13 protein-coding genes are annotated in these 14,669 nt (G+C 63.1%); 2 read left to right on the top strand and 11 right to left on the bottom strand.

The genetic code is table 11. From position 1 onward, the window contains the following. Nucleotides 1–104: 104 nt before the first annotated feature. The 5 genes from ACFFJ7_RS13810 to ACFFJ7_RS13790 all read right to left on the bottom strand — a co-directional run bounded on the left by ACFFJ7_RS13810 (nt 105) and on the right by ACFFJ7_RS13790 (nt 5,568). Nucleotides 105–926, bottom strand: a complete 822-nt coding sequence (locus ACFFJ7_RS13810; protein ID WP_166952412.1) for a tellurite resistance TerB family protein — start codon at nt 924–926, stop codon at nt 105–107. 157 nt (nt 927–1,083) lie between these two features. Beyond that, nucleotides 1,084–2,868 carry an ABC transporter ATP-binding protein gene (locus ACFFJ7_RS13805; RefSeq protein ID WP_166952610.1) on the bottom strand — a complete coding sequence of 595 codons (1,785 nt, stop codon included), beginning with the start codon at nt 2,866–2,868 and terminating at the stop codon, nt 1,084–1,086. Between the two features lie 94 nt (nt 2,869–2,962). Continuing rightward, nucleotides 2,963–3,625, bottom strand: coding sequence for a class I SAM-dependent methyltransferase (locus tag ACFFJ7_RS13800; protein WP_377593065.1), 663 nt, complete (start codon nt 3,623–3,625; stop codon nt 2,963–2,965). Then, nucleotides 3,622–4,782 (bottom strand): glycosyltransferase family 4 protein, encoded by a 1,161-nt coding sequence (locus ACFFJ7_RS13795; RefSeq protein WP_166952418.1) that lies wholly within the window; start codon nt 4,780–4,782, stop codon nt 3,622–3,624. The genes ACFFJ7_RS13800 and ACFFJ7_RS13795 overlap by 4 nt, the downstream gene beginning before the upstream one ends. 63 nt (nt 4,783–4,845) lie before the next feature. Then, nucleotides 4,846–5,568: a protein tyrosine phosphatase family protein gene (locus ACFFJ7_RS13790; protein ID WP_377593063.1), complete on the bottom strand. Its 723-nt coding sequence runs from the start codon at nt 5,566–5,568 to the stop codon at nt 4,846–4,848. A gap of 142 nt (nt 5,569–5,710) precedes the next feature. Between ACFFJ7_RS13790 and ACFFJ7_RS13785 the strand changes: the two genes are divergently transcribed. After that, a complete protein-coding gene (locus ACFFJ7_RS13785) occupies nt 5,711–6,217 on the top strand; it encodes a GNAT family N-acetyltransferase (RefSeq protein WP_166952424.1) in 507 nt (168 codons plus the stop codon). Between the two features lie 228 nt (nt 6,218–6,445). Continuing rightward, a complete protein-coding gene (ppa, locus tag ACFFJ7_RS13780; protein ID WP_166952427.1) occupies nt 6,446–6,988 on the top strand; it encodes an inorganic diphosphatase in 543 nt (180 codons plus the stop codon). A gap of 212 nt (nt 6,989–7,200) precedes the next feature. On the opposite strand, the gene ACFFJ7_RS13775 is transcribed toward ppa, so the two are convergent. The 6 genes from ACFFJ7_RS13775 to rho all read right to left on the bottom strand — a co-directional run bounded on the left by ACFFJ7_RS13775 (nt 7,201) and on the right by rho (nt 14,537). Then, entirely contained in the window at nt 7,201–8,097 is an 897-nt protein-coding gene (locus tag ACFFJ7_RS13775; protein ID WP_377593060.1) for a ParB/RepB/Spo0J family partition protein, read from the bottom strand. 105 nt (nt 8,098–8,202) lie between these two features. Further along, nucleotides 8,203–9,048, bottom strand: a complete 846-nt coding sequence (locus ACFFJ7_RS13770; RefSeq protein ID WP_377593371.1) for a ParA family protein — start codon at nt 9,046–9,048, stop codon at nt 8,203–8,205. Beyond that, on the bottom strand, nt 9,035–9,715 hold the full coding sequence (rsmG, locus tag ACFFJ7_RS13765; protein ID WP_377593057.1) for a 16S rRNA (guanine(527)-N(7))-methyltransferase RsmG: 681 nt from the start codon (nt 9,713–9,715) through the stop codon (nt 9,035–9,037). The genes ACFFJ7_RS13770 and rsmG overlap by 14 nt, the downstream gene beginning before the upstream one ends. Nucleotides 9,716–9,718: 3 nt before the next feature. Then, a complete protein-coding gene (gene mnmG / locus ACFFJ7_RS13760) occupies nt 9,719–11,614 on the bottom strand; it encodes a tRNA uridine-5-carboxymethylaminomethyl(34) synthesis enzyme MnmG (protein ID WP_377593369.1) in 1,896 nt (631 codons plus the stop codon). Nucleotides 11,615–11,772: 158 nt separating this feature from the next. Beyond that, complete coding sequence (gene mnmE / locus ACFFJ7_RS13755) at nt 11,773–13,107, bottom strand: tRNA uridine-5-carboxymethylaminomethyl(34) synthesis GTPase MnmE (protein WP_377593055.1); 1,335 nt, start codon at nt 13,105–13,107, stop codon at nt 11,773–11,775. 164 nt (nt 13,108–13,271) lie between these two features. Continuing rightward, on the bottom strand, nt 13,272–14,537 hold the full coding sequence (gene rho, locus ACFFJ7_RS13750; RefSeq protein ID WP_166952438.1) for a transcription termination factor Rho: 1,266 nt from the start codon (nt 14,535–14,537) through the stop codon (nt 13,272–13,274). Nucleotides 14,538–14,669 lie beyond the last annotated feature (132 nt).

Raw genomic sequence — 14,669 nt, 5'->3', positions numbered from 1 at the left:
GCGCCACAAATCAACCGTGCGAGCGATGCGCGGAGCGCTGCTCACGGTTGCACAAACGCATTAACATCCGGGTGCGCCGACCGTCCCGTCCGCCATTCCGCCCGTCACACCTTCGCGGCAGTGGCGCCGGCGTCGATGTGTGCCACGAGATCCGGCGAGAGAGAAAGCGCGTCCGCCAGTTCCTGCAGGTATGCGCGCTCGGCCTCGGTATCCGGCTCGATGGCAAGCCGCGACGCCGTGTAGATCTGCACGGCGAGTTCCTCGCTGGTCGCCGCCGAAGCAAGCTGCGTGATCGACGCCGGGTTGGCGAACTCGCGGTCCAGAAATTGCGTGGCCTCCGCCTGGAAACCGACCTTCGTCAGATTGCCGATGATCCGGCCGCGCTCTTCCGTATCAATCTGGCCGTCCGAAGCCGCAGCCGCGATCATGGCGCGGGCCAGCACCAGCGCCGTGTCCTGAGAGACGGCATCGGCACCAAAGGCGGAGTCGCGCGGCGGCGCCTCGATCGCGGTCTGACCTGCCCAGGCCGGCTGGCCGTTCTGCCAGCTCTGATAGGCCTTGTAGGCCAGCCCGCCGATAAGGGCGATGCCGCCGAGGCTTGCGGCGGAGCCGGCAATCGACTTGCCCGACCCGCGCGAGCCGAGCAGCAGGCCAGCAAGGCCACCCGCAACGGCGCTGGCAATGTTGCGGCCCTCCGGCGAGTCGAGATACTGGCGCGCCTGGCTGACCAGATCCGCGCCCGTCTCGGTGATGGAGCCGGGTTGGCCGCCCGTTCCGCCGGTCAACTGGCCGATGACGCTGCCCAGCAGATCGCCGACGCTTCCGCCGGCCGCGGGCGTTCCTTCGGCAGGAGCCGCACCGGCAGAAGAAGGACCGGCGGCGGCGGAACCGATGAGCGCATCAAGTAGCTTCTTTGCATCAAGCATGAACAGCTCCCTTGGTTAACGATGCATTAACGTTAAGCGGAGCGCAGCGTGTACACCAGAATTTTATTGCCATGCAGCAGCAAAAGAAACGCCCTCGATCGGCGGAACACGTCACAATTCTGTAAATTTCTGAACTGTATAGCGCCGCTCTCCGGCTTCAGACTGCGTCGTGTTTTTCGGTGTCGTCGGTCAACTGCAGGCGCTGCAGGCGTGCGTAAAGGCCGTCGCGAGCCACCAGGTCGTCGTGGCGGCCCTGCTCGACAATGCGGCCGCGGTCCATCACGAGAATGAGGTCGGCGCGCCGCACCGTGGACAGCCGGTGCGCGATGACGAGCGTCGTGCGCCCCTGCGTCAGGACGGCGAGCGCATCCTGAACCATGCGCTCTGCCTCGGCATCGAGGGCGCTCGTCGCCTCGTCGAGCAGGAGGACCGGCGCATCCTTCAGGATGGCGCGGGCCAGCGACACCCGTTGGCGTTCACCGCCCGACAGCCGGGAGCCGCGATCGCCGACGCGGGTGTCGTAACCCTCCGGCAGCGCATCGATGAAGGCATGCGCCGCCGCCGCTTTTGCCGCCGCCACGATCTCCGCGTCCGACGCGCCGGGACGGCCGAACCCGATATTGGCGCGGATGGTGTCGTCGAACAGCACGACCTCCTGGCTGACGACGGCGACCTGCGCGCGCAGGCTTGCCAGCGTCACCTCGCGCACATCCCTCCCGTCTATCAGCACCGCGCCACCGGTCACATCGTAAAGGCGGGGCACGAGCGCCATCAGCGTCGACTTGCCGGAGCCGGAGCGGCCGACGAGCGCCGTGAGCTTGCCCGCCGGCAGCGTGACATCGATGCCGTCGAGCGCCGTCACGTCGTCCCGGTAGCGGAAGCGCACGTCGCGGAAGGCCACCTCGCCCTGCGTCAGCGCGAGGGGTTGCGCATCCGGCCTGTCGACGATAGCCGGCGGCAGGTCGAGAATGTCGTAGTAGCGCCGCAGCGCCGCCATTGCCTCCTGCACGATGGCGTTGAGGTTGCCGATGGAGCGCACGGGCTGGGCCGCCATCAGCAGCGCCGTGATGAAGCCGGTGAACTCGCCCATCGTGCTGTTGCCCTCCACGATGCGCCAGCCGATCAGCACCAGCACGCCCGCGACAGCGAGCCCGCCGCCGACTTCAAGCAAGGGGTCGAGCCGCCCGCGCGCATTGGCCGCCTTGACCTTCAATTCCCGCACGGTCTCGAAGGCCTGCGCCGCCCTCCCCTTCAGATAGCCCTCAAGGGCGAACACCTTGGCGACACGCGCGCCGGCAAGGCTTTCGGAGATCAGGTTGGCCATCGCCCCGATCTCCTCCTGCGTGGAGGTGGCGACGCGGCGCAGCTTCCTGCCGAGCCGCGCCACCGGCTGCGCCACGAAAGGCGCAATCAGCCCGGCGACGATCGTCAGCACCGGGTCAATCCACAGCATCGCGCCGACGAGCGCGATCACCGTTGCCCCGTCGCGCAGCAGCACGGTGAAAAGGCGCGTCAGCGCCTCCTTGATGTAAGCGAAATCCGTCGTGAACCGCTGCGTGAGCGTCGCCGGGCTTTCGCGGTCGAGCTGCGCGAGATCGGCGTCGATGAGATGGCTGTAAAGGGCCGTCTGCATATCGGCCTCGATGCGCGAGATCACGCGGTTGGTCAGCACCGTCTGCCCCAGCAGCGCGAAGCCCCTGACGCTCGTAACCACGATGACGAGAAGCGGCGCGATCGCGATGGCGCTGGCGTCACGCGCCGTGAATGCGTCGAACGCCTCCTTGATGAGGACCGGGTAGAGCGCCGAGGCGCCCGCGATGACCGCTATCAACACCAGCACCAGCGACAGCGCGCCGCGGTGCGGACGCATCTGATCGCGCCACAGGCGCCGGATGGTCGGCACCGTATCGCCGCGCGCGAAGGGCGTTCCCTTCCCGAGCATCCTGCCCAGAAAGAGCGGCGACCGACGCCCTGCGGCGCGCCTGTCGGGGGTGGGGTCAGGCGATGGATTACTGGTCATCATGTCTCCGCACGAATCATGTCCCCGGCGCGATGCGCGGCTGCCAGACACGGCTCGTCTTGATCTCGGCATCCTCCAGCGCGCGCGTCACCGGCACCCTGTAGGTCGCAAGGCAGTCGAGCCGATCCTTGGGAAGATAGCTTCGTCCGGGGTCGCCGATCAGCACACGCGCGCCGCGCCGTTGCAGCGTCACGAGCCACGCGAACACCGCCTCGGCAAGATCGCGCTCATAGCATATATCCCCCGCCAGCACGACATCCCAACCCTCGTCGCGCCCGACGATATTGTCGGTGCGGACCTTCAACCGCACGTCATTAGCCAGCGAATTGACGCGGATGGCGCTTGCGGCGAAGGGATCGATATCGGCCGCCTCCACGCTTTCCGCCCCCGCCTTCGCCGCCGCTATCCCGACAAGGCCTGAGCCGGCAGCGAAATCGAGCACCCGCAGTCCCGCCACCGCATCCGGATAATCGAGGACATAGCGCGCCAGTGCCTGGCCGCCGGCCCAGGCAAAAGCCCAGAAGGGCGGCGGCAGGCCCATCTCGCCCAGCTCCTCCTCCGTCTTCTGCCACAGGGCCGTCGCCTCGTCCGCCACGAACAGGCTGATCTCCGGCGCATGCGGCACAGGCAGCAGTCGCGTGTGAGAGCGGATGAACGCTTCGTGGTCGGTGATGGTCATGACGGCCTCCTGAGAAGGCTCGCATACAGCGTCTTCACCGTATCCATCACGTGGCGCTCGGTGAAACCGCTCTCGACCCGTGCCCGCGCCGCGAGGCCCATTTCCTGAACTCGCACCCGATCATTTGCCAGCGAAACGAATGCCTGAGCCAAGGCAATCGCATTGTCAGGCGGCACGATGAGACCCTCGACGCCGTCGCGCACCAGACGCCGGCAGCCCGGCACGTCGGTGGTGACGATGGCGCGTCCGCTCGCGCCAGCTTCCAGCAGTGTGCGCGGCAGCCCCTCTCCGCCCCGGGACGGGAGGCATGCCACCTCGTGCGCCCGCCAGACGGAGGGCACGTCCTGCGTCGCACCGCACCACGCGATGCCAGGCCGTGCGCCCCATTCCCGCAATGTCTCCTCCGGCACGGCGCGCGGGTTAGACGGATCGGGCGCGCCGTAGAGCGACAACGTCACGTCAGCGCCGGCGGCCCGCGCCATCGTCAGCGCCTCGACGGCGAGATCGATGCCCTTCGACCACAGCATACGCGCGACCACGGCGATTCTCAGGCTGGTCGACGGTGCTGGTCGCGTGACCGGGAACGCCGCCGGATCGACCCCCGCCCCGCCGACGAGCGCGACTTTGCCGGCATCGGCCGGATCGAGCCCCAGCATGCGGGCGTCGTCCTCGTTCTCAAACAGAAAGCGCGTTCGCGGTCCATCGAGCAGCGGCCGCAGGACGCCCCGCAGCAGCGCCCGCGCCGTGCGGCCGATGACGTCCGCGCGCGCGCCGAGGAAGCCGAGACCGGTAAGCGCATGCACCTTCGCCGTTCCGGCCGGGGCGGCCAACCCGCCGAGAACGATCGAACGCAGCGCGATGCAGTGCAGAATATCCGGGCGTTCGTCGCGCAGCAGTTGCCGCAACCGCTTCAGCGTCGCCGCAACCGCCAGCGGATTGAGGCTGCGCCGCTCCGCCTGCAGGGGAACGACGCGCGCACCTGTCGCGGCAATCGCCGCCACATGATCGCGCACGCGCGTGATCACGGTGACGCGCAACCCGAGTTCGCACGCCGCCCGCGCCATCGGCAGGAAGTGCGATACGAAAAACCAGTCTTCCGTCACCAGGAACACGAGATGCGGCGCTGCACCGGCTTCGCTATGAACGTTGTCAACCATGGAGGGCATTATCCAGCTTCCTGTCCCGTCGACAGAGGTCCCGTCCTGCTCGTCCATGGAAACTCATTCCCGATGCAGGATGCGGTCGACGAGAAACGCTGACCAGAAATTCGGGCGGAAGCGCGCCCTCAATTTATCCGGCTCATAAACAGTCGTGACCCACGTCATGAAGTCGAGGCCGGCTGCGGCACCTTCCTGCCGGTAGAGTTCGAAGAAGGCGTCGAGTATCCCTGTCTTCGCGAAGCGGAAGTGGCCGTAGCGCAGTGACAACTCGCGCACCGCTTCTTCGACGGGCCGCCCTTCATGCACCAGGAGAAACAGCGCCGCCATGAAGCCGGCACGATCCGCACCCGACTTGCAGTGAACGAGAACAGGATAGTCGAGAGTCTCGAAAAACCTTTTTGCCGACAAAATTGTTTCTCGGGACGGCGCCTCCCGCGACCGCACCACGAATTCCGCAAGTGTAATGCCGTTGCGTTCGCAGGCGTCGCGCTCCAACGGCCAGGAGCCGTACTCGCGCCCGCCGCGCAGATTGACCACCGTTCGCACGCCCAGGCGCGCGATGGCGTCAATATCCCGGGGCGACGGTTGCGCGGCCCGCCAGAAGCGGTCCGTCACCTTGTGGCGATTGAGATAGATTGCCCGGAATATGCCATGATCGACGAACAGCATATTGACGTAGGCTTTGAGGTGCGCCCAGCCGCCTTCCAGCGGCGCATCCCAGCGCCTGATGCGGGCCATGCGGCGCGCATAGCGCACCTCGGGCTTGTTGAAACGGTTGAACACGGGGTCCCGAATGTCGTTGCAGTTGTCCTACGCCATAGCAGGCCGCGTGCGACACCACAACACGTATGAAATCTTGTCCATGTTCGAATCCATATCGGCTTTGCATCTTGTCGCCAGACACAGCTCATCCTAGACTTTTCATATGAACGAGGTCGTCATCAACATCCGCGCCGCACGACCGTCAGACGCCACGGCTCTGGCGGCGGTCCATGACGTTTCATGGCGCGAGGCCTATCGCGGCATCATCCCCGGGGTAGCGCTCGAACGCATGATAGCCTATCGGGGGCCGGGCTGGTGGCAGAAGTCCATCGCGCGCACGCGCTCTCTCATCGTCCTCGACATCGGCGAGCGTATCGCCGGTTACGCCAGCTTCGGCGCCAGCCGCAGCTTCTCCCTGCCTCAGCAGGGTGAGATCAGCGAGCTTTACCTCGATCCGGTCTTTCAGGGGCTTGGCCTCGGCACGCAGTTATTTGCGACCGCGCGGCGGGAACTCGCCATGCAACGCCGCCGGGGCCTCGTCGTTTGGGCACTGCAGGATAACGAACGCGCCGCGCGCTTCTACGAGAGGCTGGGCGGCCGGGCGCAGGTGAACGAGAACATTCGCGTCGGCGGTGTGTCGCTGATGCGCACGGCGTTTGTCTTTCCGTGATACCGCCGCCGTCATGGTAACGGTGTGAGCCAAAATGCGGATTTCACTTTTATAACCGATGCTGTAGAAAGAGCCGCCGCCGTGGTTGCGGCGTCATGCGGTACGGGCTCCTGTCCGGTGGCGTCGCGGCACGCTGTCTCCACCCGCGTCCGCGCGGTTTCAGCTGGCCAGCGCTGCCAGCACCGCCGGAACGTCGCATCATTGTCTATCCTGTCAGGAGTTTCCGACATGCGTCTCGACGCCATTGCCATCGGCAAGAATCCCCCCCACGACGTCAACGTCGTCATCGAGGTGCCGATCGGCGGGGAACCCATCAAGTATGAGCTGGACAAGGAATCGGGTACCCTTTTCGTCGACCGCTTCCTGTACACGCCGATGCGCTACCCGGGTAACTACGGCTTCATTCCGCACACGCTTTCTGGCGACGGTGACCCGGCTGACGTGCTGGTCGTCAACACCCGCGCCCTCATTCCTGGCGCCGTCATCTCCTCGCGCGTCATTGGCGTGCTCATCATGGAAGACGAATCCGGGCAGGACGAGAAGATCGTCGCGGTTCCCTCCTCCAAGCTGACCAAGCGGTATGACCGCGTGAAGAACTATACCGATCTGCCCGAAATCACGCTGCAGCAGATCGAGCACTTCTTCCAGCACTACAAGGATCTGGAGCCCAACAAGTGGGTCAAGATCGTGCGCTGGGGCGACGCTGAAGAGGCGCACAAGCTGATCAACGAAGCCATCGAGCGCGCAGCGAACCAGAGCACCGACAAGTAATTGGCACTGATGTCATTACCGGCCCGGATGTCGGCGATGGTATGATAAACGGATTACGGCGCGTCGACGCGCCGTAACATCCGCATCGAGATATTTGAGGGGCGTTGATTTGCATCTCGTTTCTGCTCCGGGATATGAGCAGTAGTCTGCCGCAGACCGGTTCGGGATGGCCGGGCAGTCAACCCCTCACCTTTACACAGGCGTTCCTGCGGTCAGCCCCGCAGACGACGGCAAAGGTTATCGAGCTGGTCGAGCGTCTTGTAACGCACCTTGACCTCGCCACCACCATTCGCCTTGTGCTCTATGGAAACAACGAGCCCCAGAACTTCCTCCAGCGCCTGCTCCAGCGCCCGGGTATCGGGGTCCTTTTCCGGCCTGGCCCGGGCGGCACGGCGATTGCCGCCGCCCTCCCCTTCTCCTTGGGTGTCACGCTGGGCGATGCGCTCCACATCGCGCACCGTCAGTCCTTGCGTGAGAATCTGCCGCGCCACGGCCTCCGGGTCCGCGACTGTCAGCAGCGCCCGTGCGTGCCCGGCAGAGAGTTCTCCGTCATTGACGAGTTGCTTGATCGACGCAGGCAGCCGCGAGAGGCGCAGCGTGTTGGCGACGTGGCTGCGACTCTTGCCAATGACCTGTGCAAGGTCGTTTTGCGAATAGTTGAACTCCGCAATCAGTTGCTCGTAACCGGCCGCCTCTTCGAGCGGATTGAGGTCCGTGCGTTGCACGTTCTCGATAATGGCTATTTCAAGCGCCACACGATCGTCGGCCTCCACGACGACAATGGGCACCTGATGCAGGTTCGCGCGCTGTGCCGCGCGCCAGCGCCGCTCGCCTGCAATGATTTCGTAGACATCGGCCACGCCCGGCAAGGCACGCACGATAATGGGCTGGATGAGACCACGTTCGCGGATCGATGCCGCCAGATCGTCGAGCGCCTCTGCGTTGAATATCTTGCGTGGGTTGCGCGGGTTAGGCCGCAGGAACTCGATCGGAACCTTCTGCGTCCCCGCGCTGGTCTGGCGCGTCTGGGCTGCGAACTCGTCACCGACGTCGCCGATCAGCGCCGCAAGTCCCCTCCCCAGGCGGGAACGGTTTGAATCCTCAGCCATACTGATCTCCATTACCATGGCCCACAAACGGCCCTCTCTCGGCAGCCCGATCCGTTTTCGGTGGATCCGCCCTCATCGCCGACACCTGTCGGTGTACTTCCGTCATCAGGCGGCGCGCAGCGCCCGTTCCCGTTGAATGATCTCGGAAGCCAGCTTCAGATAAGCCTGCGATCCCGCACATTTCAGATCGTAAAGCAGCACCGGCTTACCGTGGGACGGTGCTTCTGAAACGCGGACATTGCGCGGAATGATTGTATCGTAGACCTTCGCGCCCATGAACTCGCGGACGTCGGCAACGACCTGGTTCGAAAGGTTGTTGCGCGGATCGAACATCGTCAGCACGATACCATGTATCCCGAGCCCCGGATTGAGCGATACGCGCACCTGCTCCACGGTTCGCAGCAACTGGCTCAAGCCTTCAAGCGCGAAAAACTCGCACTGGAGCGGCACCAGCACGGCATTCGACGCCGTCAATGCGTTAATAGTCAACAAGTTCAACGACGGCGGGCAATCGATGAGGACATAGGTAAAACCGTTGGGGCGGATGTCACGTCCCAGCACATCGATAGCGCGGCCAAGCCGGTGCACCCTGTCCTTGCTGGCGGCGATCTCCAGCTCCACGCCCAACAGATCCAGCGTCGACGGCGCCACGGCGAGACCCGGAACAGCCGTTTCCAGCAACGTGTCCTGCAATGTTGCCGAGCCGACCATGACATCGTACGTCGAAATCTTGCGGCTCTTCCTGTCAACCCCAAGTCCGGTCGATGCATTGCCCTGCGGATCAAGGTCAATAATCAGGACACGCTCGCCGATCGCCGCAAGCGCCGTTCCGAGATTGATCGCGGTCGTCGTCTTGCCGACCCCACCCTTCTGGTTGGCCAGCGCCAGCACGCGAATCCCCCCCGAAACACCGCTGCCGGAAGGCTCCATAAGCTGATTAACGTCGGCCATGACCGCCATCGACCTCTTGCAGTTCCCGAACGACAAGAATGCGACCGCGGGAATCAACCAGGCTCGGTAACGCATCCACAGTGATTCTCCAGTATTTGCGCGCCTCGGTCAATTCACTCTCCCAGTCCTGCCCCTTTGGAAATACCCCTGTTGCACCGTTTCTCAACAGGTCTTTCGTCATATCCAGCAGCTCGGCAAGCGGAGCCAACGCGCGCGCTGTCACAGCATCGACTGGCGCCCCGCCGAGTATCGGCAGAATGTCAGCGATACGCCCCTGATGAACCGCGGCGCTGGCGCCGGTAGCTCGGATCGCGTGACGCAGAAAGGTACATTTGCGCCCGTTGCTTTCCACGAGATCGATATGCCCTTCCCCCCGTTCACGCAGCAGAATGCCCAGAACGATACCCGGAAACCCTGCTCCGGAGCCAAGGTCGAGCCAATGGCGTGCGTCGGGCGCGTGCCGGATAAGTTGCAACGAATCCGCGATATGGCGTGTCCAGACATTGGCCAGCGTGCCCGCCCCGACAAGGTTCTTCACGGCTTGCCAACGACGCAGCTCTTGCACCAGAATCGTCAGCCGATCGGATGTTTCACGTGAAACAGAAAACGCTGTCAGCGTTTCAAGCCTGTCAGCGTCCGGCGAAGATGAATCAGACGATGAAATCATTCCTCAAACTTGCTGCTGTGGTTGCTTCAGACGGCGTTTTCCGGCATGTCCGGAGAGAATCGTCAGCGCAGCCGGGGTAATACCTTCAATTCGCGCGGCCTGACCCAGCGTCCTGGGCCTGATTTGCGACAGCTTCTGCTGAAGTTCACCCGAAAGACCCGGCAGCGCTTCAAACGTAAGGTCTGCGGGCAATTCAAGCTCTTCATCCCGCCGAAATGCGGCGATGTCCTCCTGCTGCCGGTCGAGGTACACGTCGTAGATTGCGTCCGTTTCAAGGCGTTCGCGCAGCCAGCGCGGCATCTCACCCAGTTCCGGCCAAATAACACGGAGCCGCTCGACGGAGATATCGGGATATGACAGCAACTGGAAAGCCGAGCGACGCTGGCCATCCTGATTGAGGGTCAAACCGTGTCTTGAAGCCTCTCGCGGCGTCAGGCTGAGCCCGCGCAGACGTGTACGCCACTCGTGAACAAGACGGCTTCTCTCCTCATGGAACACACCCCGGTGCGGCCCGACGCAACCGGCAGCAATCCCCTTGTCTGTAAGACGCTCATCGGCGTTATCGACGCGCAGACTGAGCCGATACTCCGACCTGGACGTAAACATGCGATACGGTTCGCTGACACCATGTGTCACCAAATCGTCGATCATCACGCCAATATAGCCATCCGCGCGGTCGAAGGTGATACCGGGCTGGTTTCCCGCGCGACGGGCCGCGTTTAGTCCTGCAACAAGACCCTGCGCCGCCGCTTCCTCATATCCGGTCGTTCCGTTGATCTGCCCGGCCAGAAACAGGCCTCTGATAGCCCGCGTCTCCAGAGTCGCGTCGAGGTGCCGCGGATCTACATAATCATACTCGATTGCATATCCCGGCCTCAGGATTGTGACGTGCTCCAGCCCCGGCATGGAATGAATGAAGGCGTCTTGCACATCCTCCGGCAGCGATGACGAAATGCCGTTGGGATAGACGGTAAAATCGTCGAGACCCTCGGGCTCCAGAAATATCTGATGACTTTCCCGGTCAGCAAACCGCATCACCTTATCCTCGATAGACGGGCAGTATCGGGGGCCACGGCTTTCGATGACGCCTGCATAGAGGGGCGACCGGTGAATGTTCTGGCGAATAATTGTGTGGGTTTCCGGCGTTGTTCGCGTAATACCGCAGGCAATCTGTGGGTTCGGTAGCCGTTCCGTCAGAAGCGAAAACGGCTCGGGCTCATCATCCCCTGCCTGACGATCGAGAATACTCCAGTCAATGGTCCGGCCGTCCAGGCGGGCTGGTGTACCCGTCTTGAGACGGCCGAGTGTCAGGCCGTGATGCATCAATATCGATGACAGCGCGTCCGCCGGCGCCTCACCGATGCGGCCCGCCGGGATCTGTTTTTCCCCGATATGGATAAGACCACGCAGGAATGTTCCGGTGGTCAGCACGACAGCGCCGGCGTCGTATGTCCGGCCGTCCACCAGCCTCACGCCCGCGATGCAGCCGTCGCGCACGGAAAGATCGGCCACCTCACCTTCGATCACCGACAGGTTGGCGATGGTACTGATAGTGTCCTGCACAGCCCGCGCGTAGAGTTTGCGGTCGGCCTGCGCACGCGGACCGCGGACGGCCGGCCCCTTTCGCCGGTTCAGTACGCGAAACTGGATGCCCCCTTGATCGGCCGCACGCGGCATGACTCCGTCGAGCGCGTCGATCTCTCGCACCAGATGTCCCTTGCCCAGACCGCCAATGGCAGGGTTACATGACATCGCGCCGATCGTCGCGAACTGATGGGTGACCAGCGCAACCCTTGCGCCGACGCGAGCGGCGGCGGCCGCGGCCTCTGTCCCCGCATGCCCTCCTCCGACGACGACAACGTCATACCCTCGCTCGCCGTTTTGCTGCCGCTCAATCATGCCTTCAATCACCGCCGATTCATCTACCCTTGTGTCGGGCACTGTTTATAACCCCTGAACGGGCCGTTGTCTTCCGGTAGCGTTTCTGTTTCGATTTATCGCACCTGGACAGACGAGATTGTTTCACGTGAAACACGCTGCGCGGATTTTCATCCCCATTATTTCCCGATGCAGAAACCCGCAAACAACCGATCCAGGACATCCTCGACATCCACGCGACCGGTGATTCTACCCAACGCTCGCATGCCGAGGCGGATGTCCTCCGCAAGCAGTTCCGGCGATGTAGACACGTGAGCCGCCGACACCCGGGACAGATGGCGCGCTGCATCGGTCAGTGCAGTGCGATGGCGTTCGCGCGTGATGAGCGCCGTCTGCGAGTCGGACCGGCCCGCGAATTGTTGTTCAATTCGTTTCAGAAGGATATCGATTCCTGCCCCGGTCTTCGCGGAGACCGCCACCGCGCCTTCTATCACTTCGTCGTCCGGCTGAAGATCGTATTTCGTGCGAACCATGATAATGTTTTCCGGTGCAACGGCTTCGAATCCGGTAGCGCCATCGGTATCGGCGTCAATTTTGTTATCGAACAAAAGCAGGACGAGATCGGCCGCTTGCGCGCGCTTTCTGGCGCGTACAACGCCTTCTCTCTCAACCGGGTCGTCCGTGTCCCGCAGCCCGGCGGTGTCGACGAATACCACGGGCGTGCCGCCGAGATCGCAATGCAGCTCGATCATATCCCGAGTCGTTCCGGCAACGGGAGAGACGATCGCCACGTCCCGTCCGGCAATGCGATTGATCAACGTGGATTTGCCGACGTTCGGCGGACCAGCGATTACCACCGTGAAGCCGTCACGAAGACGCTCTCCCCGCGCTCCGTCATTCAGAACAGTCTCAATCTCCTTGCCCACCAACGACGCAGCCGACACGGCTTCATCCATCAGGCCCTCCGGGACGTCACCCTCGTCGGAGAAGTCGAGCGATGCTTCGACCAGCGCCATCGTATCGACCAGGCGTTCGCGCCAGTTTTCCACCGTCAGCGACAACGCACCTTCAAGCTGGCGCATGGCCTGGCGGCGCTGTGTTTCCGTCTCCGCGTCGATCAGGTCGGCGATGCCTTCGGCCTCCGTCAGATCGAGCTTTCCGTTGATGAAGGCGCGTCGAGAAAACTCTCCCGCCTCAGCCAGCCGGCATAGCCTCGTCTCCAGCAAGCGCCCCAGCACCGCTGCGATTACCGCCGGCCCACCGTGCAGATGCAGTTCAGCGACGTCCTCACCCGTGAAGCTCGCCGGCGCCGAAAAGAAAATAACGAGCGCCCGATCAAGCACGGCGCCATCGCTGGCGTAGATGGCGCGCAGGCTGGCGAAACGCGGTTGCGGCACGGAACCGGCCAGCACTTCCAGTATCCGCCGTGTCGCTGGGCCAGACAGCCGCAGGACAGCAATCGCAGCCCGTCCGCTACCCGTCGCCACCGCAACGATCGTATCTTCACGACGCAAGGAAAATCTCCACCGCAAAATCACCGACCGCCGTATCGCAGTCGCCATCCTCTACATTGCAAGCCGGAAACATCATAAGCCATGGCACAAGAAGCAGGAAAGGCCCTCCGCATATAGCGAAAGGCCTCTGTATCCTGCAGCAATCGAAGTGCGACGCAGCGCGACTACGTGTTCATCGAATCAAAGAAATCGGCGTTGCGGCGTGTCTGGCGCAGCTTGTCGAGCAGGAACTCCATGGCGTCGACGGTGCCCATCGGATTGAGGATGCGGCGCAGCACGTAGGTCTTCTTGAGGATGTCCGGCGGCACGAGCAGTTCTTCCTTGCGGGTGCCCGAGCGGGTGATATCGAGGGCCGGGAACACACGCTTGTCCGAAACCTTCCGGTCGAGAATGATTTCGGAGTTGCCGGTGCCCTTGAACTCCTCAAAGATCACCTCGTCCATGCGGCTGCCGGTGTCGATCAGCGCCGTCGCGATGATGGTCAGCGAGCCGCCTTCCTCAATGTTGCGTGCGGCACCAAAAAAACGCTTCGGCCGCTGCAGCGCATTGGCGTCCACGCCACCCGTCAGCACCTTGCCGGAGGACGGCACGACCGTGTTGTAGGCGCGGCCGAGACGGGTGATCGAATCGAGCAGGATGACGACATCGCGGCCGTGCTCGACAAGGCGCTTGGCCTTCTCGATCACCATTTCCGCGACCTGCACGTGACGCGCCGCCGGTTCGTCAAAGGTCGAGGAAATGACCTCGCCCTTGACGGAGCGCTGCATGTCGGTGACTTCCTCCGGACGCTCATCGATCAGCAGAACAATCAGGTAGCACTCGGGATGATTGGTCGTGATCGACTGCGCGACATTCTGCAACAACACCGTTTTGCCGGTGCGCGGCGGTGCGACGATGAGCGCGCGCTGGCCCTTGCCGATCGGTGAGACGATGTCGATGACACGGGCGGACAGGTCCTTCTTGGACGGCTCTTCCGTCTCCAGACGCAGCCGCTCATTGGGGTAAAGTGGCGTCAGGTTGTCGAAATGCACCTTGTGCCGGATCTTTTCGGGATCCTCGAAATTGATCGTGTTGACCTTGAGCAGGGCAAAATAGCGTTCGCCGTCCTTGGGGCCGCGAATGGTACCCTCGACGGTGTCGCCGGTACGCAGGCCGAAGCGCCGAATCTGGGACGGCGACACGTAAATATCGTCTGGCCCCGCCAGATAATTGGAATCGGGCGAACGCAGAAAACCGAAGCCATCCTGCAGCACCTCCACGACGCCTTCCCCGATGATCTCGGTATCGGCGGCGGCCAGTTGCTTGAGGATGGCAAACATCAATTCCTGCTTGCGCAGGATGCTGGCATTTTCGACCGACAGCTCTTCGGCAAAAGCCAAAAGCTCGGTCGGTGTCTTGGACTTGAGGTCCTGAAGCTTGATCTCCCGCATCGGGGAAAAACTCTCGATCTATAAGGGGGCTGCCGTGCAGCCCGGAAGGATGTGATGAAGCGCAGGTTGAAACGTCGGGTATACGACACAGGCGAGCATGCGCACAATATAACTGCACGCTCGCCATCCTGC

The sequence above is a fragment of the Pseudochelatococcus lubricantis genome, assembly GCF_042432495.1.
Taxonomy (GTDB): domain Bacteria; phylum Pseudomonadota; class Alphaproteobacteria; order Rhizobiales; family Beijerinckiaceae; genus Pseudochelatococcus; species Pseudochelatococcus lubricantis.
This window is presented reverse-complemented; position numbering and strand designations above follow the sequence as displayed.